Origin of the sequence: Methylobacterium phyllostachyos (genome assembly GCF_900103445.1) — a bacterium.
Lineage (GTDB): Bacteria > Pseudomonadota > Alphaproteobacteria > Rhizobiales > Beijerinckiaceae > Methylobacterium > Methylobacterium phyllostachyos.
In genome coordinates this window covers 85,744-102,508 of the sequence record NZ_FNHS01000009.1, presented here as the reverse complement: position 1 = coordinate 102,508, position 16,765 = coordinate 85,744, and the positions used below count along the sequence as shown (strand labels likewise).

At 69.6% G+C, this 16,765-nt stretch carries 17 protein-coding genes; 9 read left to right on the top strand and 8 right to left on the bottom strand.

Going from position 1 to position 16,765, the window contains the following annotated elements; all coding sequences use genetic code 11:
* Positions 1-13: 13 nt before the first annotated feature.
* From argJ to BLQ49_RS15730, 3 genes are read left to right on the top strand one after another with little or no spacing between them, the layout of a single operon-like run.
* Positions 14-1,264, top strand: coding sequence for a bifunctional glutamate N-acetyltransferase/amino-acid acetyltransferase ArgJ (gene argJ, locus BLQ49_RS15740; protein ID WP_091717235.1), 1,251 nt, complete (start codon positions 14-16; stop codon positions 1,262-1,264).
* Positions 1,261-1,977 (top strand): SIMPL domain-containing protein, encoded by a 717-nt coding sequence (locus BLQ49_RS15735; RefSeq protein ID WP_091717233.1) that lies wholly within the window; start codon positions 1,261-1,263, stop codon positions 1,975-1,977. The genes argJ and BLQ49_RS15735 overlap by 4 nt, the downstream gene beginning before the upstream one ends.
* Entirely contained in the window at positions 1,974-2,402 is a 429-nt protein-coding gene (locus tag BLQ49_RS15730; protein WP_091717231.1) for a (deoxy)nucleoside triphosphate pyrophosphohydrolase, read from the top strand. Before BLQ49_RS15735 ends, BLQ49_RS15730 begins: the two co-directional genes overlap by 4 nt.
* 42 nt (positions 2,403-2,444) lie before the next feature.
* On the opposite strand, the gene BLQ49_RS15725 is transcribed toward BLQ49_RS15730, so the two are convergent.
* From BLQ49_RS15725 to BLQ49_RS15715, 3 genes are all read right to left on the bottom strand, one after another.
* Positions 2,445-3,422, bottom strand: a complete 978-nt coding sequence (locus tag BLQ49_RS15725; RefSeq protein WP_091717229.1) for a Gfo/Idh/MocA family protein — start codon at positions 3,420-3,422, stop codon at positions 2,445-2,447.
* A gap of 177 nt (positions 3,423-3,599) precedes the next feature.
* Positions 3,600-4,232 carry an alpha/beta hydrolase gene (locus BLQ49_RS15720; protein ID WP_091717227.1) on the bottom strand — a complete coding sequence of 211 codons (633 nt, stop codon included), beginning with the start codon at positions 4,230-4,232 and terminating at the stop codon, positions 3,600-3,602.
* A gap of 53 nt (positions 4,233-4,285) precedes the next feature.
* Positions 4,286-5,209: a ring-cleaving dioxygenase gene (locus BLQ49_RS15715; RefSeq protein WP_091717225.1), complete on the bottom strand. Its 924-nt coding sequence runs from the start codon at positions 5,207-5,209 to the stop codon at positions 4,286-4,288.
* 120 nt (positions 5,210-5,329) lie between these two features.
* Between BLQ49_RS15715 and BLQ49_RS15710 the strand changes: the two genes are divergently transcribed.
* Positions 5,330-6,286, top strand: coding sequence for a LysR family transcriptional regulator (locus BLQ49_RS15710; RefSeq protein WP_091717223.1), 957 nt, complete (start codon positions 5,330-5,332; stop codon positions 6,284-6,286).
* A 327-nt stretch (positions 6,287-6,613) separates the two neighbouring features.
* On the top strand, positions 6,614-7,315 hold the full coding sequence (locus BLQ49_RS15705; RefSeq protein WP_091717221.1) for a GntR family transcriptional regulator: 702 nt from the start codon (positions 6,614-6,616) through the stop codon (positions 7,313-7,315).
* Between the two features lie 54 nt (positions 7,316-7,369).
* On the opposite strand, the gene BLQ49_RS15700 is transcribed toward BLQ49_RS15705, so the two are convergent.
* From BLQ49_RS15700 to BLQ49_RS15685, 4 genes are read right to left on the bottom strand one after another with little or no spacing between them, the layout of a single operon-like run.
* Positions 7,370-7,936, bottom strand: coding sequence for a GbsR/MarR family transcriptional regulator (locus tag BLQ49_RS15700; RefSeq protein ID WP_091717219.1), 567 nt, complete (start codon positions 7,934-7,936; stop codon positions 7,370-7,372).
* Between the two features lie 54 nt (positions 7,937-7,990).
* The gene (locus tag BLQ49_RS15695) at positions 7,991-8,113 is read right to left on the bottom strand and encodes a DUF2474 family protein (RefSeq protein WP_091717217.1); all 123 of its coding nucleotides are present in this window, start codon (positions 8,111-8,113) and stop codon (positions 7,991-7,993) included.
* Entirely contained in the window at positions 8,113-9,120 is a 1,008-nt protein-coding gene (cydB, locus tag BLQ49_RS15690; RefSeq protein WP_091717215.1) for a cytochrome d ubiquinol oxidase subunit II, read from the bottom strand. The genes BLQ49_RS15695 and cydB overlap by 1 nt, the downstream gene beginning before the upstream one ends.
* A 7-nt stretch (positions 9,121-9,127) precedes the next feature.
* Complete coding sequence (locus BLQ49_RS15685; RefSeq protein WP_091717213.1) at positions 9,128-10,546, bottom strand: cytochrome ubiquinol oxidase subunit I; 1,419 nt, start codon at positions 10,544-10,546, stop codon at positions 9,128-9,130.
* A 261-nt stretch (positions 10,547-10,807) separates the two neighbouring features.
* On the opposite strand from BLQ49_RS15685, the gene BLQ49_RS15680 reads away from it, so the two are divergent.
* The gene (locus BLQ49_RS15680) at positions 10,808-12,001 is read left to right on the top strand and encodes a pyridoxal phosphate-dependent aminotransferase (protein WP_091717211.1); all 1,194 of its coding nucleotides are present in this window, start codon (positions 10,808-10,810) and stop codon (positions 11,999-12,001) included.
* 634 nt (positions 12,002-12,635) lie between these two features.
* Here BLQ49_RS15680 and BLQ49_RS15675 read toward each other — a convergent pair.
* Positions 12,636-13,562, bottom strand: a complete 927-nt coding sequence (locus BLQ49_RS15675) for a dihydrodipicolinate synthase family protein (RefSeq protein WP_091717209.1) — start codon at positions 13,560-13,562, stop codon at positions 12,636-12,638.
* Between the two features lie 331 nt (positions 13,563-13,893).
* On the opposite strand from BLQ49_RS15675, the gene BLQ49_RS15670 reads away from it, so the two are divergent.
* The 3 genes from BLQ49_RS15670 (at position 13,894) to BLQ49_RS15660 (ending at position 16,543) form a co-directional block, all read left to right on the top strand.
* On the top strand, positions 13,894-14,670 hold the full coding sequence (locus BLQ49_RS15670) for an amino acid ABC transporter substrate-binding protein (RefSeq protein ID WP_091717207.1): 777 nt from the start codon (positions 13,894-13,896) through the stop codon (positions 14,668-14,670).
* Between the two features lie 428 nt (positions 14,671-15,098).
* The gene (locus tag BLQ49_RS15665) at positions 15,099-15,779 is read left to right on the top strand and encodes an amino acid ABC transporter permease (protein ID WP_091717205.1); all 681 of its coding nucleotides are present in this window, start codon (positions 15,099-15,101) and stop codon (positions 15,777-15,779) included.
* Positions 15,776-16,543, top strand: coding sequence for an amino acid ABC transporter ATP-binding protein (locus BLQ49_RS15660; protein ID WP_091717203.1), 768 nt, complete (start codon positions 15,776-15,778; stop codon positions 16,541-16,543). Before BLQ49_RS15665 ends, BLQ49_RS15660 begins: the two co-directional genes overlap by 4 nt.
* Positions 16,544-16,765: the final 222 nt, after the last annotated feature.

Here is a 16,765-nt window from a genome sequence, read left to right as displayed (position 1 = left end):
GGAGCCCGAGCCGATGTCGTCCGCGAAATCCCCGCCCGTCTCCCCGCTGGCCCCTACCGCTCTGCCGGAGCTGCCCCTCCTGCCGGGGGTGCGAATCGCCACCGCCCAGGCCGGTATCCGCTACAGCGGCCGCACCGATGTGCTCTTCGTGGCGCTTGAGGCCGGGACCCAGGCGGCCGGCGTCTTCACCCGTTCGAAATGCCCGTCCGCACCGGTCGACTGGTGCCGGGAGGCCCTGGCCGATGGTTCGGCGCGGGCGCTGGTCGTCAATTCCGGCAACGCTAACGCCTTCACGGGCCGGCTCGGCCGGGAGGCGGTGGCCCGCACCGTCGAGATCGCCGCGCAGGCGGCGGGCTGCGGCGCCCGCGAGGTCTACGTCGCCTCGACCGGCGTGATCGGCGAGCCGCTGCCGGCCGAGCGCTTCGAGGGCGTGCTGGCCGATTGCGCGGCCCGGGCCACGGACGGCTCGGCAGCCTGGACCGAGGCGGCGCGCGCCATCATGACCACCGACACGTTCCCGAAGCTCGCGACCCGCACGGCCACGATCGACGGCGTGACGGTGACGATCAACGGCATCGCCAAGGGCGCCGGCATGATCGCCCCCGACATGGCGACGATGCTGTCCTTCGTGTTCACCGACGCTGCCCTGCCCCAGGCGGTGCTTCAGGCGCTCCTATCCGCGGGGACGAAGACCAGCTTCAATTGCGTGACGGTCGACGGCGACACCTCCACCTCCGACACGCTGATGCTGTTCGCGACCGGGAAGGCCGGCAACGCGCCGGTGTCGGACCCGGCCGATCCGCGGCTTTCGGGCTTCCGCGACGCCCTGGACAGCCTGCTGATCGAGCTGGCGCAGCTCGTCGCCAAGGATGGCGAGGGCGCGCGCAAGTTCGTCACCGTGCGGGTCACGGGGGCCGAGAGCGATGCGTCCGCCCACCGCATCGCCATGTCGATCGCCAATTCACCGCTGGTGAAGACCGCGGTCGCGGGGGAGGACGCCAATTGGGGCCGGGTCGTGATGGCGGTCGGCAAGGCCGGCGAGCCGGCCGACCGGGACCGGCTGGCCATCTGGTTCGGTGACGTGCGGGTGGCCGTCCAGGGCGCCCGGGATCCGGATTACAGCGAGGCGGCCGCGAGCGCCGTGATGCGCGAGCCGGAGATCGAGATCCGGGTGGATCTCGGCCTGGGCGACGGCCAAGCCCGGGTTTGGACCTGCGACCTGACCAAGGCCTATATCGAGATCAACGGGGATTACCGCTCGTGAGGGCGGCTCTCGCCGGCGCGATCCTGATTCTGGCACTGGCCTCCGGGGTGCGGGCCGACGATGCGTCCTGCCTGCGCAAGATCAGCGTCACCGGCCAGGCGCACGTAAGCCGCACACCGGATTTCGCCCAGGTATCGGTCGGCGTCGACACCAAGGCGCAGGATCCGGCCGAAGCCGTGGATGCCGCCTCGAAGGCCGTCAAGGCGATCCTCGATCAGGCGCACGAGTTCGGCGTCGATGCCGCCGACATTGGCACGGCCTCGCTCTCCCTGGTCGAGGAGACCCAGCAGGTCAGGCGGCCCAACGGCGAGATCGCCGCGGAGCCCGCGGGCTACCGCGCGGTCAACCTGCTCACCATCCGCCTCGCCGACATGAACCGCCTCGGCGAGCTGCTGCGACGGGTCCTCTCGGTCGGAGCCAATAAGATTCACGGTATCAGCTTCGGCATCAAGGACGCCGACAAGGTCACCGAGGAACTGGAGACCGCCGCCGCACGGAACGCGCAGGAGCGTGCGCGTGCGCTGGCGACGGCCGTCGGCGTCAAGCTCGGCGATCTGTGCGCGCTCTCGACGGAGCACGGCCCCTCACCGGTCGCGGCCCAGGCGTTCCGTTTCAGCGGCGCGAGCCGCTTCGACGGCCCGTCCGTTCCGATCGCGGCCGGGATACTCGAGTACCGCGCGGACGTCTCGGCCACCTTCGCGGTGGCACAGTGAACGCGCCCGAGGGGACCCCTCTTCGCCTCCTGTTGGTCGTCGCCGTGGCCCTCGTCGATGTCGATGGCCGCGTGCTGGTGAGCGAGCGCCCGGCGGGCAAGCAGCTCGCCGGATTTTGGGAGTTCCCCGGCGGCAAGGTCGAGCCCGGCGAGCGGCCGGAGGAGACGCTGATCCGGGAACTTGCGGAGGAACTCGGCATCCGGGTCGAGGAGCCGTGCCTCGCGCCCCTGACCTTCGCGAGCCACGCCTATCCGGATTTCCACCTCCTGATGCCGCTCTACGTCTGCCGACGCTGGTCGGGCACGCCCCGCTCAATGGAGGGGCAGGCGCTGAAATGGGTCCGGCCGAAGGCCCTGCGCGACCTCGCCATGCCCCCCGCCGACGCGCCGCTGATCCCGTTCCTGGTCGATCTTCTGGAAGTCTGACTCCGCCCGCCGTGCCGGCCATCCGGTCGCCGTAGCACCCCGTCACAGGGCCAGGATCGTCTCCACCGCCTCCTGTACGGCGAGCGCCTCCGCGAAGGTGGCGAGACGGTGCGGCTCGCCGCGCGCCATCCGGACGACGCCCTCCAGCTGGCGCCGCAGCGTGATGGGGCGCAACCGCTCGTTCGGGATCGCGTCGGGTTCCGGCTCGAAGCGCCCGTCCGAGCCAAGGCGCTCGGCGATGGCCCAGTCGCGCAATCGTACAGCCCCTGCCTCGCCCGCGAGCGTCCACGTGTTGTGGTCATCGGCGTCGGTGTCGCCGACCCGGCCTGTGAGCGTGACAGGGATACCGCCTGCCTTCAGCGTGACGGCGATCGCCCGCTCGGAGCGGCCGGACACCGGGAAATCGATGCGGCCCGCGATCCCCTCCAGGGGACCGAGCAGGCGTCGGGCCAGGAACAGGAAGTGCGAGACCACCTCGCGGGTGAAACCGCCCTCGGCCCGCGCGTCGAGCCAGCGCGCCGCGTCCGCCTGCCAGGGGCGCGGCCAGCGGGCGAACTCCACCGCGATGGTGAGGCGCCGCATCGTCCCGACCGCGCCCTCGGCGATCCAGCGCTCGAGCGTCGCCACCCCAGGCGATGAGGCGAAGGGGAAGTTCACCGCGCCCGCCGCCCCGGCCTGCGCCACGAAGTGGCGCGCCTCGGCGAGGTCGATCGCCAGCGGCTTCTCGCAGAAGACGCTCCGCCCCTCCGCCAGCGCCGCCCGGGCGTAACCCAGATGCGAGGCCGGCGGGGAGGCCACGTAGACGCAAGCGCTGGCCGCCACGACGGCCCCGGCATCGGCGACACGCGGCACCGCCGGGAACGCCGCGCCGATGCGGGCCAGGGCCTCCGGCGCCGGATCCCAGATGGCCGAGACCCGGACGGGAGAATCCGGTGCCCCGTTGATGGCGCCGAGCAGGCGCTCGCCCATGATCCCCGCACCGATGATCCCGAGGGCGAGCGTAGCGTCGGTGGCCGGCATGAGGGATCCCGCGTATCGGACGGGCAGGATGCGCGTCCCGGACCAGCCTTACGGATCCGAACCGATGCGGGAAAGACCACCTGCTGAGTTCAACGCGGACGGGTGCGGCAACGCTCGGCGCGGGGGGAGATCGCGCCGGTCATGAGGGTCGCCGGTTCGGATGGCCCGGGCCAGGCCTCAGGCGGCGACCTGAGGCGCGCGGGCGTGAAGCCAGTCTGTTGCGAGACCGATCTCGGCCTGCGACAGCCCGTGGCCGGCGGGCAGGATCCGGTGCTCCACCTGGGCGCCGGCGGCGATGAGCTGCGCGGCGAGGCGGCGGGCATTCTCGACCGGTACGATCGGGTCCATGGCCCCGGAGAGCATCAGGATCGGCCGCCCCGTGAGGTCGGTGGCGGGGGGCCCTGCGAAGGGCACCATCGGGCGGATCAGCACGGCGCCGGCCAGGGCGTCCGGCCGCAGCATCAGGAGCGCGGCGGCGATGTTGGCGCCGTTCGAGAAGCCCAGCGCGACGGGGGCGGGGAGACCGTAATGCGCGCGCGCCGCCGCCACGAAGGCGGCGAGGTCTTCGGTCCGGCGGCGCAGGTCAGCCTCGTCGAACACACCCTCGGCGAGGCGCCGGAAGAAGCGCGGCATGCCGTTCTCGAGGACCTGCCCGCGTGGTGCGAGGAGCGCGGCCCTCGGAGCGACCAGCCGGCCGAGCGGCAGGAGGTCGTTCTCGTCGCCACCGGTCCCGTGCAGGAGCAGCAGCGGGGGCACATCCTCCGCGCCGGGCTCGAAGCGGTGGACAAAACCGATTGTGTCCTGGGTCATGACGACCTCCTGGTTCGGCGTTGGATGTCCCGCCCCGTGGGGGGGACCGGGGTTCAGGCGACCTTGGGCAGCACCGCCTCGATCTCGGCCCGGTGTGGCTCCAGCCCGGCGGGAAGCTTCAGGGCGGACCCGAGGGCCTCGATCGGCTCGTCCACCGCGAAGCCGGGGGTGTCGGTGGCGATCTCGAACAGCACGCCGCCGGGCTCGCGGAAGTAAATCGAGCGGAAGTACTGACGGTCACGCTGCTCGGTGACGTGGAGGCCCCGGGCGACGAGCGCCTCGCCCATCGCGGCCTGCGCGGCGTCGTCCGCCGCCCGGAACGCGATGTGATGGACGGAACCCGCACCGGGCCGGGCGGGGAGGAAGCCGCCCACCGCCCGCAGGGTCACGAGACCGCCGATCGCCGCGCTGCCCGCGAAGCGGATCAGGTTGCCCTCGCGGCCGGCCGCGTGCAGGCCCAGCACATCCGTGAGGATCGCGGCCGTGGGTTCCGCCCGCTCGAGGAGCAGCGTGACCCCGTGCAGGCCGCGGATGGCGTGTTCGGCCGGGACCTCGCCGGAGGCCCAGGCCTCATCCCCGGCATCGTCGACGCCGACCAGCGCCAGCATCATCCCGTCCGGGTCCCGGAAGCGCAGGGTCGGCTCGCCGAACACCTGGACCAGCGGCTCGTGGGCGACGCCCTTCTCGATCAGGCGGTGGGTCCACCAGCCGATGGAGGCGCGGGGGATCCGGAAGGCGGTCTCCTGTGTCTCGCCGACCCCGACCCGGCCGGGCGCCGCGCGCTCGATGGGGAAGAAGGTCAGGATCGTGCCCGGCCGCCCGGCCGCGTCGCCGTAATAGAGGTGGTAGGTGCCTGGATCGTCGAAATTGACGGTCTTCTTGACCAGCCGCAGCCCGAGCACGCGGGTGTGGAAATCGAGGTTGCGCGGGGCGGGGCCCGAGAAGGCCGTGACGTGGTGGAGGCCGGTCTGAACCATGGCGATGTCTCCGGGGGCGGCCGCGTCGGGGGCGGCGCGTGTCCGATGACCGCAATGTGCCCCTTGCCATCGCTCCGGAAAATAGAAACGCTGGAAACGCATCGTTTCCGGATCTGACCCATGCGACTGCCCGATTTCGAGGCCTGGGCGGTATTCGCCAAGGTGGTGGAGACCGGCTCCTTCGGCCGGGCCGCGGACGATCTCGGCCTCTCGAAGGGTACGGTCTCCAAGGCGGTCGGGCGGCTCGAGGCCCGGATCGGCGCGCGGCTTTTCAACCGGACCTCGCGCAAGCTCGCGCTGACCGAGGCCGGGCAGAACGCCCGGGCGAGCGCCGCGCGCATCCTGGCGGAGGGCGAGGCGGCCGAGGCGCTGGCCATCGCGGGCGCTGCGGAGCCGCGCGGGCTGGTCCGGCTCGCCGCGCCGATGACCTTCGGGGTGATGCACGTGGCGCCGCTGCTACCGGACTTCCTCCGCACCCACCCGGCCGTCTCGGTGGACCTGCATCTTTCGGATGCGGTCGTCGATCTCGTGGGCGGGGGCTTCGATATCGGGCTGCGCATCGCGGCACTGCCGGATTCGTCGCTGCGGGCCCGGCGGCTTTGCGCCATCCGCCGCTCCCTGGTGGCCACGCCCGCCTATCTCGACCGGCACGGCCGGCCGGACCATCCGGACGACCTCGCCCGGCACAACTGCCTCGGCTACGCCTACCTGCCGACGCCGGACCGCTGGCGGTTTCGGGATGCGGCCGGCACCGAAGCCATCATCGTCCCCGGGGGACCGTTGCGAGCCAACAACGCCGAGGCCCTGGCGCCGGCGCTCCGCGCCGGGCTCGGCCTCGCGCTGCAGCCCGATTTTATGATCTGGGACGACCTGCAAGCCGGTCGGCTCGAACGGTGCCTGCCCGATTGGTCACCACCCCCGATCGCCCTGCATCTGGTGACACCCCCCGGCGATCCGCGCCCGGCACGCGTCACCACCCTCATGGCGCATCTTGTGCAGAGTCTCGCCCATGCACCCTGGTCGGATCCCTACAACTCCCACGAGCAGCATCCTACGCTCACTGCAGAGACAACCTAACGTGCTTTAGGGCGAGGACGACGCCTGTGGATTAGACCCTCGCATGAGACCGTTACAGCCGTGAAAGACTCGGAATGAGGCATAGTTTGTCCTGCGTTCATATCGGCACGACCATAAATGACCTGCCAGAACGCGTTTTCAGCATCCCGATTATCCCCGCCCATTCCCATAAAATAGAGAATCAGGCGCGAGCTGCGCCCCCTGAGGTTCAACTTGCGCGACTGCGACAACCTGACGTTTCCGCGTACGAAGGTTCAAGTTGCAGTAGCGAGACTTTCTTGCAGTGAGATGCTACGTATAAATGTATACCATCTAACCGAGGCTTCGATGTTCGCTGCGGTCCCTGGACGTCGTGTGCCTGACCGGTTGCGCCACAAGACGGTGGCGGCGGCCGTGGCCGACTCCCTGCGGCAGCGGATCCTCAACGGGGAACTGCGCCCGGGCGTGCAGCTCCGTCAGGATGCGCTGGCCGAGGAATTCGGGATCAGCCGGATCCCGGTCCGGGAAGCGCTCCTGCAACTCGAAGCCGCCAACTTGGTCAAGATCGTGCCCCATCGCGGGGCTGTGGTGTCGGGTCTCTCCCTTGAGGAGGTGGAAGATATCTTCCGGTTGCGCGTTCAGCTCGAGCCGCAGCTTCTGGCTTTGTCGGCGCCCCACCTGACGGATGATGATTTTCAGGATCTCGCCGACCTGCTGAAAACGTATGGCGAGGCGCTGAGCGATGGCGAAATCCTGCGCTGGGGCGAGTTGAACCGCCGCTTCCACTACGACCTGCTGCGGCACGCGGACCGGCCGCGCTCGCTCACGATCGTGTCGGGGCTGCTACAGGATTGCGACCGTCCGACGCGCCTCCAGCTCACGGCCTCCGGCGACATCGCGCGCGCGCAGCGGGAGCACACGGAGATCCTGCACCTGTGCAAATTGGGGAAGATCGACGCGGCCGTGGCGGTCCTGCGTGCCCATATCGAGCATGTCGGAGTGAGCCTCGTAACCCTTTACCGGGACGGGTTGGCCCAAGCCCGATTCTGATCGCGGGACGATCCGAGCCGGAGAATCAGTCCCGGCACCACGGAATCGGGCACCTCAGTCGCGCTTGTCGCCCCGGCCTCCGAGGCGGGTCAGCCGATCCTTCATCTCCAGCACCTTCTGGACCTTCGCGCCGAGGGTGAGGAGCTGGATGAGACGGTCGGTCTCAAGCCGGCGCATGTCGTCGTACCAGCCGGTGAACAGCTCGAACAAGTCGTGCATCTCCCCGAGGCGCGCCTGGGCGTGACGCTCGGCCTCGGTCCCGACCTCCTGCATCAGCAGCTCGCGCAGGAGCGTCAAAGTCGGGTCGATCTCGCGCTTCTTGCGCTCCTCGACCAGGGTGCGGACGATCTGCCAGACATCCTCGGGGGTGGCGAAGTAGTCCCGCCGGTCCCCGGGCCTGTGCTGCAGGCGCACGAGGTTCCAGGCCTGCAGCTCCTTCAGGCCCATGCTCACATTGGAGCGCGACACGCCGAGCCGCTCGACGATCTCGTCGGCGTTGAGCGGTCGCTCCGCCACGAACAGCACGGCGTAGATCTGCCCCACCGTCCGGTTGATGCCCCACCGGGAGCCCATCTCGCCGAAATGGAGCACGAAGGTCTGGACGAGGGGGGGCAGTTGCACGGGGCGTTCCGACGGGGCCTGGATCCGGCGGGGCCGGAGTTGTCCGGATATCTATCAGGTCCTGAGCCAGAACCGGAGCAGCGTCGCGACCAGTCCAAGGGCCACGATGCTGAGCGCCCAGATCGCCACGAACCAGGCGAGGCGCTTCCACAGGAGCAGCGGCGAGGCGGGGGCCATCAGTGATACCCGTGCGTGTCGACCTTACCCCGAAACACCCAGTACGAGTAGGCGGTGTAGGCCAGGATGATCGGGACCAGCACCACGGCGCCGACCAGCATGAAGATCTGGCTCGCCTCGGGGGCGGCGGCCTGCCAGATGGTGATCCGCCCCGGCACGATATCGGGGAAGATGCTGATACCGAGCCCTAAGAACGACAGGGCGAACAGTCCGAGCGCGATCAGGAAGGGGGCCCGCTCGGCGCCGTCCCGCAGGGTCCGCCACAGGGCATAGGCGGCGAGCGCCACGAGGAGCGGCACCTGCGCGGTGACGAGCACGTTCGGCATCGCGAGCCAGCGCTCGAAATAGCGCCCCTGGAGGAACAGGGTGGCGGCACTCACCAGAGCGATCGCCGCGACGGTCCCGACGGTGAGGCGTTGGGCGAGGCGCCGGGCCTGAAGCTGGAGCAGGCCCTCGGTGCGCATCACCAGCCACGTGGCCCCGAGCAGCGCGTAGGCGACCGCGAGGCTCACGCCGACCAGCAGGCTGAATGGCGTCAGCCAGTCCCACCAGCCGCCGGCATAGGCCCGGCCTTCGACAGTGATGCCCTGAAGCAGCGCCCCCAGGGTAATCCCCTGGGCCAGGGCCGCCACCACCGAGCCGACCGTGAAGGCCACGTCCCAGACGGCCCGGTGGCCGGGATCGCGCCAGCGGAACTCGAAGGCCACGCCCCGGAAGATCAGCCCGAGCAGCATCGCGGTGATCGGCGCGTAAAGGGCCGGCAGGATGACCGCGTAGGCGAGCGGGAAGGCCGCGAACAGCCCGCCCCCGCCCATCACCAGCCAGGTCTCGTTGCCGTCCCAGACCGGGGCGATGGAGTTCATGGCGGTGTCGCGCTCGGGCCCCGGCCGCAGGGTCGGGAACAGGATGCCGATGCCGAGATCGAAGCCATCCATGACGATGTAGGCGAAGACCGCGAAGGCGATCACGAACGCCCAGACCACGGTCAGATCGACGCTGTACAGCATGGCTGCCTCACTCGGCCGGCTGGAGATGGCGGTCGGGATCGACCGCGGGGGCGGGCGTGATGCCCGCGGTGCGGATCGGCGCGCCCGGCTGGAGCCCGGGCTCACCGGCCTCCGGGGGCTTGGCCATGAGGCGCAGGATGTAGAGCGTCCCCATGGCGAACACCGAGAAGTAGATCACCACGAAGGCGGTCAGCGAGGCGGCGACCGCCGGCCCGGCGAGCGGCGAGGCCGAGTCCGCCGTGCGCAGCAGGCCGTAGACCGTGTAGGGCTGGCGCCCGACCTCGGTGGTGATCCAGCCGGCCAGCACCGCCACGAAGCCGGCCGGTCCCATGGCGACGGCGAAGCGGTGCAGGGGCGCCCAGGCGTAGAGCCGGCCCTTGAAGCGGGCGAGCAGGCTGAGGCAGCCCAGCAGGAGCATCAGCATCCCCAGGCCGACCATCACCCGGAACGACCAGAACACGATCGGCACCGGCGGCCAGTCCTTCCGCGGCAGGCTGTCGAGGCCGGCGAGCGGCGCGTCGAGGGCGTGCTTCAGCACCAGCGAAGACAGCTTCGGGATCTCCACCGCGTAGCGGACCGTGCCGGCCTCCTGATCGGGCAGGCCGAACAGGACGAGCGGTGCCCCGTCGGGGTGGCTCTGGTAATGGCCCTCCATGGCCATGACCTTGGCGGGCTGGTGCTCCAGGGTGTTGAGCCCGTGCGCGTCGCCGGCCAGGATCTGGGCGGGGGCCACCAGGGCCGCCATCCACATCGCCATCGAGAACATCGTCCGGGCGGCCGGGTTGGTCCGGTCGCGCAGCAGGTGCCACGCGCCGACCGCGCCGACCACCAGGGACGTCGTGAGGTAGGCGGCCAGCACCATGTGGACGAGGCGGAACGGGAAGGACGGGTTGAACACCACCGCCCACCAGTCGAGCGGCACGAACTGGCCTTGTGGGTTGGTGCCGTAGCCGGCGGGCGTCTGCATCCACGAGTTCACCGACAGGATCCAGAAGGCCGAGAAGAAGGTGCCGAGCGCCACCATCAGGGTCGCGGCGAAGTGGAGCCGCGGGCCGACCTTCGTCATGCCGAACAGCATCACCCCGAGGAATCCGGCCTCCAGGAAGAAGGCCGACAGCACCTCGTAGGCCATCATGGGCCCAAGCACCGGCCCGGTCTTGTCGGAGAAGACCGACCAGTTGGTCCCGAACTGGTAGGACATCACCAGCCCCGACACGACACCCATCGCGAAGGCGATGGCGAAGATCTTCAGCCAGTAGCGAAACAGGTCCATGTAGACCTGCCGTCCGGTGGCGAGCCACAGGCCCTCCAGCACAGCGAGGTAGCTCGCCAGCCCGATCGAGAAGGACGGGAACACGATGTGGAACGCCACCGTGAACCCGAACTGCATGCGGGCGAGGATCAGCGGATCGAGATGGGCGAGCACGGCAGGCCTCCAGCCAAGCGTTGGCGATTCGCTGTATAGTAATTTCAGAAATTTCTGAAAAGACGATAACTTCTACGTGTCGGCCTGGGCCGCTGGGCTACGCAGGGTCAACCGAAGGTCTGGACGCGTGGTCCGGAACGCGGCAGGGTCAGCCCCTACCCCACGATCGGGACGCTGCCGGCACGGCGCCGCATCGGGCCAAAGGGCTGCGATGCGCCCCGCGTCGCCCGCGCCCGGACACCACGAGAGCCCCCGCGCCCCATGGCCGATTCCCCTGTTGAAGCCGCTCCGGTCGATCTCGCCGCGCTCCTGTCGGACCGCATCCGCGGTATCGGGACGAGCCAGATCGGCCTCGTGGCGGATCGCGGGCGCGACGACCCGGAGGTGGTGAAGCTCTGGATCGGCGAGGGCGACCTGCCGACGCCGCCCTTCATCATCGAGGCCGCGCACCGGGCGATGCTGGCCGGGCATACCCGCTACACGACCTCGCTCGGCCTGCCGGCCCTGCGCGAGGCGCTCGGCGCCTATCACGCCCGCCATTGGGGCGTTGAGATCCCGCCCGACCGGTTCGCCGTCACGGCCGGCGGCATGAACGCGATCATGCAGGCCGCCCAGGTGCTGCTGGAGCCGGGCGACGAGATCATCATCCCCTCCCCGGCCTGGCCGAACCTGCGCGAGGCCGTGCGCATCGCCGGCGGCGTGCCGGTGGCGGTGCCCTACCGGCGGCAGGCGGACGGGCGCTTCGCCCTGCCGCTCGCCGATATCGAGGCGGCGCTGACGCCCCGCACGCGGGTGATCATGATCAACTCGCCCTCGAACCCGACGGGCTGGACCATGCCGCTCGCCGAGATGACGGCCCTGCGCGACCTCGCCCGCGCCCGGGGCCTCTGGATCCTGTCGGACGAGGTCTACGCGCACTTCACCTACGGCAACCGGATCGCCCCATCGTTCCTGCAGATCTGCGAGCCGGACGATCGGCTGATCGTGACCAACACCTTCTCGAAGAACTGGGCCATGACCGGCTGGCGGGCCGGTTGGGTCATCTATCCGCGCGGGTTGGCGCCGACCTTCGCCAAACTCGGGCAGTATAGCACCACCTCGATCTCGACCTTCGTGCAGCACGCCTGCATCGCGGCGCTGAACGAGGGCGACGGCTTCATCCGCACCATGGTCGACCGCTGCGCCGAGGCCCGGGCGATCCTGGTGGACGGCCTGTCCCGGCTGCCCGGCGTCACCGTGGCGCCGCCCGACGGGGCCTTCTACCTGATGGCCCGGATGGGCGGCGACGAGCCGAGCCTCGACCTCGCACTCCGCCTGCTGCGGGAGGCCAAGGTCGGGGTCGCCCCCGGCACCGCCTTCGGGCCGGAGGGCGAAGGGCTGGTGCGGATCTGCTTCGCCATCAGCCCGGCTTTGGCCCGGGAGGCGGTGGAGCGCCTGTCGGCCGTGTTGGGTTGAAAAGGGCGAACCGACCGGAGCTCAGGCACGGCGTGAGAGCAGGGCTCCCCTCGCCCCGCTTGTAGGGCTTGTAGATCCACACATCTCCATCGTGAACGGGCACGAAGGGCTCCGTATCTCCCCCTCCCTCTGAGCTACGGATGCACACATCTCCAGCGAACATCGACGCTGGCGACAGCGCGCAACAGGCCCCCTCTCCCGAGCGGGAGAGGGTTGGGGTGAGGGACGAGAACGCTCAGGATGGAGCGCGCCATCGATGCGCCGACAGGGCGAGCTTAATCCTGAAAGACCTGATCCCTCACCCTGTCCCTCTCCCGCACGGGAGAGGGGACCCGCGCTCCGTCCTGCGGCCGAGTTGCAGCGCACGATCTGTGAAACCGCAAGCTTCTCCGGGGGAGATTGGCCCCTGCGTCAGCAGGGGTCGGGAGAGGGGACGCGGCTTTCGAATGTGGCGCGACCTTCATGGAGGGTAGAGCTTGGTTCTGCACCGTCGCTCCCCTCTCCCGCCCCCCTTTCGGGGGCCACCCTCCCCCGCAGAGGGGGAGGGAGCGCCGCATCCAGCAATGTTGCGGGATGATAGTGAGGAGAAAGCGGCGCGCCTGTCAGGCCGCTGCGCGTCCGCCATCAATGAATCTCACCGCCCCCAGCGCAGCACCAGCGCGTCGTTCCGCCGGGCGAGCTCGATCAAGCCGGCGCGGGTCGCCGGGTGGAGCGGCTGGAGCGGCAGGCGCGCCGTCTCGTGGGCGATCACGCCGCCCTCCTGCATCAGCGCCTTGCAGGCGAGCAGCCCGCATTGCCGGTTCTCGTAGTTGATCAGAGGCAGCCAGCGCGCGTAGGCGTCCAGCGCCTCCTCCCGGCGGCCGGCCGCGTAGGCGTCGGTGATCTGGCGTATCCCGTCCGGATAGGCACCGCCGGTCATCGCCCCGGTGGCGCCGGCATCGAGATCGGCCATCAGCGTGATCGCCTCCTCGCCGTCCCAGGGGCCGACCACGGCATCGCCGCCGAGCGCGATCAGCTCGCGCAGCTTCGCGGCTGCCTGGGCGGTCTCGATCTTGAAATACGAGACGTTGGCGATCTCCCGCGCCATCCGCGCCAGGAACGCGGCCGAGAGCGGCGTGCCCGAAACCGGCGCGTCCTGGATCATGATCGGGATCGAGATCGCGTCCGAGACGGCGCGGAAGAAGTCGTAGATGCCGATCTCCGGCACGCGGATCGTGGCGCCGTGATAGGGCGGCATGATCATGACCATGCTGGCCCCGGCTGCCTCCGCCCGGCGCGAGCGCTCGGCGCAGACCTGCGTGGCGAAGTGCGTGGTGGTGACGATCACCGCCACGCGACCGGCCACGTGGTCCAGCACGGCGTGCATGACGCGCTCGCGCTCGTCGTCGGTGAGCACGAACTGCTCGGAGAAGTTCGCGAGGATGCAGATGCCGGTGCTGCCCGCATCGATCATGAAGTCGATCGCCCGGCGCTGACCGTCGAGGTCGAGGGCGCCGGAGGCGTCGAACACCGTGGGGGCGACCGGGAAGACACCGCGGTAGGGTTGGGCGAACGAGGTCATGGGCGGTCCTTCTGCCGGGAAGCCAGGGGCTCCGCCCCGCGAATCATCAGACAATCGGAGCGGGCCGCCTCCTATCACGACCGCCGCGCGACATCGTCGTGGGGCGGAGCCGCCGATGTAACAGGATGACCCGCTTAGTTTCAGCCTATGACCCAGAACAATGCCGTCACGACCGGAGGAGACGGACGCAACGGAACGTGGATTCGTGGCGATTGATCCGTTCCCTTGCCTTGACGCCCCGACTCGATTCATTGACGAAATGCGCATGCGGAGCCGGGATCGACTTCGGCGACCGCATGAGAACATTGTTATCGGCGTGAGGTAGTTTCGGATGCGACTTTTCTCGACCGGTCTGGCCGCGGTGCTGGCGGTCTCGGCTCTCCTTCTGGGCGCCCCCGCCCGGGCCGACGATCTCGACACGATCCGGGCCGCCAAGACCCTGCGCATCGGCACCGAGGGCACCTACGCGCCCTTCACCTTCCACGATGCCTCCGGGGCGCTGACTGGCTTCGACGTGGAAATCGGCCGCAAGGTCGCCGAGAAGCTCGGCGTCACGCCGCAATTCCTCGAAGGCAAGTGGGACGGGCTGATCGCGGGGCTCGATGGCGGGCGCTACGACGTGGTGATCAACCAAGTCGGCATCACCAAGGAGCGGCAGGCGAAGTTCGACTTCTCGGAGCCCTATATCCGCTCCCGCGCCGTGCTGATCACGAAGGCCGACCGGACCGACATCAAATCCTTCGCCGACCTGAAGGGCAAGAAGGCCGCCCAGAGCCTGACCAGCAACTTCGCCCGCTTGGCCGAGCAGTCCGGGGCGCAGCTCATCGGCACGGACGGGTTCGACCAGTCGGTGCAGCTGGTGATCACCGGGCGGGCCGACGCCACGGTCAACGACAGCCTGTCGTTCCTCGACTTCCGCAAGCAGAAGCCGAACGCCCCGGTGAAGATCGCCGCCGAGCAGGCCGATGCGGACGCCTCCGGGATCATCCTGCGCAAGAACAACCCCGCGCTAAAGGCCGCCCTCGACAAGGCCCTCGCGGAGATCAAGGCCGACGGCAGCTACGCGACAATCGCGCAGAAGTATTTCGGGGCGGACGTGTCGAAATAGACTTTCCGAGAGGGAGGGCCGCCCGCATCGGGTCACGCCGCCTCGGGCCGCCGATAATAAGGCGGAAGCATCAGTGCTTCTCCCTCTCCCGCAAAAGGTACCGGGTTCACGCCTCGTGCGGGGGCAACGGCGGCAGGATAAGGCGCGGGACCCCTCTCCTGAGCGGGAGAGGGACAGGGTGAGGGATCAGGTCTTTGAGGATCAGGCGCGCCCTGTTGGTGCGTCGATGGCGGGCTCAATCCTGAACCTTCTCGTCCCTCACCCCAACCCTCTCCCGCTCGGGAGAGGGGGCCGGTCGCGCTCGGTCATCAATCGCGTGCCTCGAACCTGTGTCGCCCCGATGCGGAGGGGGGTGACACGCGGTTCCGGCCCTTTCTCCGATACACCTGTGTAAAGAACCCCGTTCCCCCGAAAGGAGACGCCGACCCGTGCCGCATTGGCTCGACCTCATGCTCCAGTCGCTCGAGCCGCTGCTCGTCGCGGGCTTGCGCTTCACCGTTCCGCTGACGCTGATCGCCTTCGCGCTGGGGCTGGCCCTCGGGCTCGGGACCGCCCTTGTGCGCCTGTTCGCCCCCCGCCCCCTGGCGGCGCTGGCGTGGCTCTACGTGTGGATTTTTCGCGGGACCCCGCTCCTCGTCCAGCTCTTCGTGATCTTCTACGGCCTGCCGAGCGCCGGCATCCTGATCGACGCCTTCCCGGCCGCGGTAATCGGGTTCACGCTCAACGTCGGCGCCTACACGTCCGAGATCATCCGCGCCGCCATCGCCTCCATCCCGAAGGGCCAGTGGGAGGCCTCCTACGCGATCGGCATGGACCCGACCCAGACCCTGCGCCGCACGATCCTGCCGCAGGCGGCGCGGGTGGCGGTGCCGTCGCTGGCCAACACCTTCATCGCCCTCGTGAAGGATACCTCCCTCGCCGCCGCCATCACGGTGCCCGAGCTGTTCCAGGCGGCCCAGCGCATCGTCGCGGTCACCTACGAGCCGCTGATCCTCTACACCGAGGCCGCCCTGATCTATCTCGTCCTGTCCACGCTCCTGTCCGGTCTCCAGACGCTTCTGGAACGGCGCCTCGGGCGCTACGGCGGCTATCTGGAGGCGCGCGCGTGATCGCCCTGTCGGCCATCGAGAAAAGTTTTGGCGCCAACCCGGTGCTGCGGGCCATCGACCTCGACATTCCGGAAGGGCAGGTGACGGCGCTGATCGGCCCGTCGGGCTCGGGCAAGTCCACGCTCCTGCGCTGCGCGAACCTGCTGGAGGTCCCGCAGGCCGGCACGCTCACCCTGGGCGAGACCCACCTCGCCTTCCGACCGGGACATCCGCCCGCCCGGCGGGACGTGCTCGCCGTGCGGCGCCAGACCGGCATGGTGTTCCAGAACTTCCAGCTCTTTCCCCACCGCACCGTGGTCGAGAACGTCATGGAGGGGCTCGTCACCGTGGCGAAATGGCCGCCGGCCAAGGCACGCACCCGGGCGCTGGACCTGCTGGAGCGCGTCGGCCTCGCCCACAAGGCGGCGGACTGGCCCGCCAGCCTGTCGGGCGGCCAGCAGCAGCGGGTCGCCATCGCCCGGGCGCTCGCGCCCTCCCCGCGCCTGCTGCTCTGCGACGAGCCGACCTCGGCCCTCGATCCGGAACTCGCCGCCGAGGTGGTGGACGTGCTGGCCGGGCTGGCGGGCGAGGGCATGACCATGCTGATGGCCACCCACGATTTACGCCTCGCGCGCCGCGTCGCCGATACCGTGGTGTTCCTGGAGGCCGGCACGATCGTGGAGCGGGGATCGCCCGCCGATCTCTTCGGCCGGCCGGAGGATCCGCGGACCCGGCGCTTCACCCGGACGCTGCTCGGTGAGGGCGAGGACGCGGTCCGCGCCTGACAGCGCTGCGCCGGGATCCGCGGACGTTGTCGCACGGGCATTCGTCTGATGTCTGACTTAAGCGGCCTTATTATCAGTTCAGTAAGCGGCGGGAGCAAATATAGGGGAAATCGCCCGAACGAAATTTCACCGGTCATATCCCGTAACTACCGCGACATTACGCCCTATGCGCTTTCGAACGTCTCTTGACTGCCTTCGACGCTGTCGATCGGGTGCGCTCGG

Bases quoted from the DNA above. Each gene is read 5' to 3' on its own strand.
- argJ (WP_091717235.1), top strand. From the start codon at position 14: ATGTCGTCCGCGAAATCCCCGCCCGTCTCCCCGCTGGCCCCTACCGCT.
- BLQ49_RS15725 (WP_091717229.1), bottom strand. From the start codon at position 3,422: ATGCCGGCCACCGACGCTACGCTCGCCCTCGGGATCATCGGTGCGGGG.
- BLQ49_RS15720 (WP_091717227.1), bottom strand. From the start codon at position 4,232: ATGACCCAGGACACAATCGGTTTTGTCCACCGCTTCGAGCCCGGCGCG.
- BLQ49_RS15715 (WP_091717225.1), bottom strand. From the start codon at position 5,209: ATGGTTCAGACCGGCCTCCACCACGTCACGGCCTTCTCGGGCCCCGCC.
- BLQ49_RS15710 (WP_091717223.1), top strand. From the start codon at position 5,330: ATGCGACTGCCCGATTTCGAGGCCTGGGCGGTATTCGCCAAGGTGGTG.
- BLQ49_RS15705 (WP_091717221.1), top strand. From the start codon at position 6,614: ATGTTCGCTGCGGTCCCTGGACGTCGTGTGCCTGACCGGTTGCGCCAC.
- BLQ49_RS15695 (WP_091717217.1), bottom strand. From the start codon at position 8,113: ATGGCCCCCGCCTCGCCGCTGCTCCTGTGGAAGCGCCTCGCCTGGTTC.
- cydB (WP_091717215.1), bottom strand. From the start codon at position 9,120: ATGCTGTACAGCGTCGATCTGACCGTGGTCTGGGCGTTCGTGATCGCC.
- BLQ49_RS15680 (WP_091717211.1), top strand. From the start codon at position 10,808: ATGGCCGATTCCCCTGTTGAAGCCGCTCCGGTCGATCTCGCCGCGCTC.
- BLQ49_RS15675 (WP_091717209.1), bottom strand. From the start codon at position 13,562: ATGACCTCGTTCGCCCAACCCTACCGCGGTGTCTTCCCGGTCGCCCCC.
- BLQ49_RS15670 (WP_091717207.1), top strand. From the start codon at position 13,894: ATGCGACTTTTCTCGACCGGTCTGGCCGCGGTGCTGGCGGTCTCGGCT.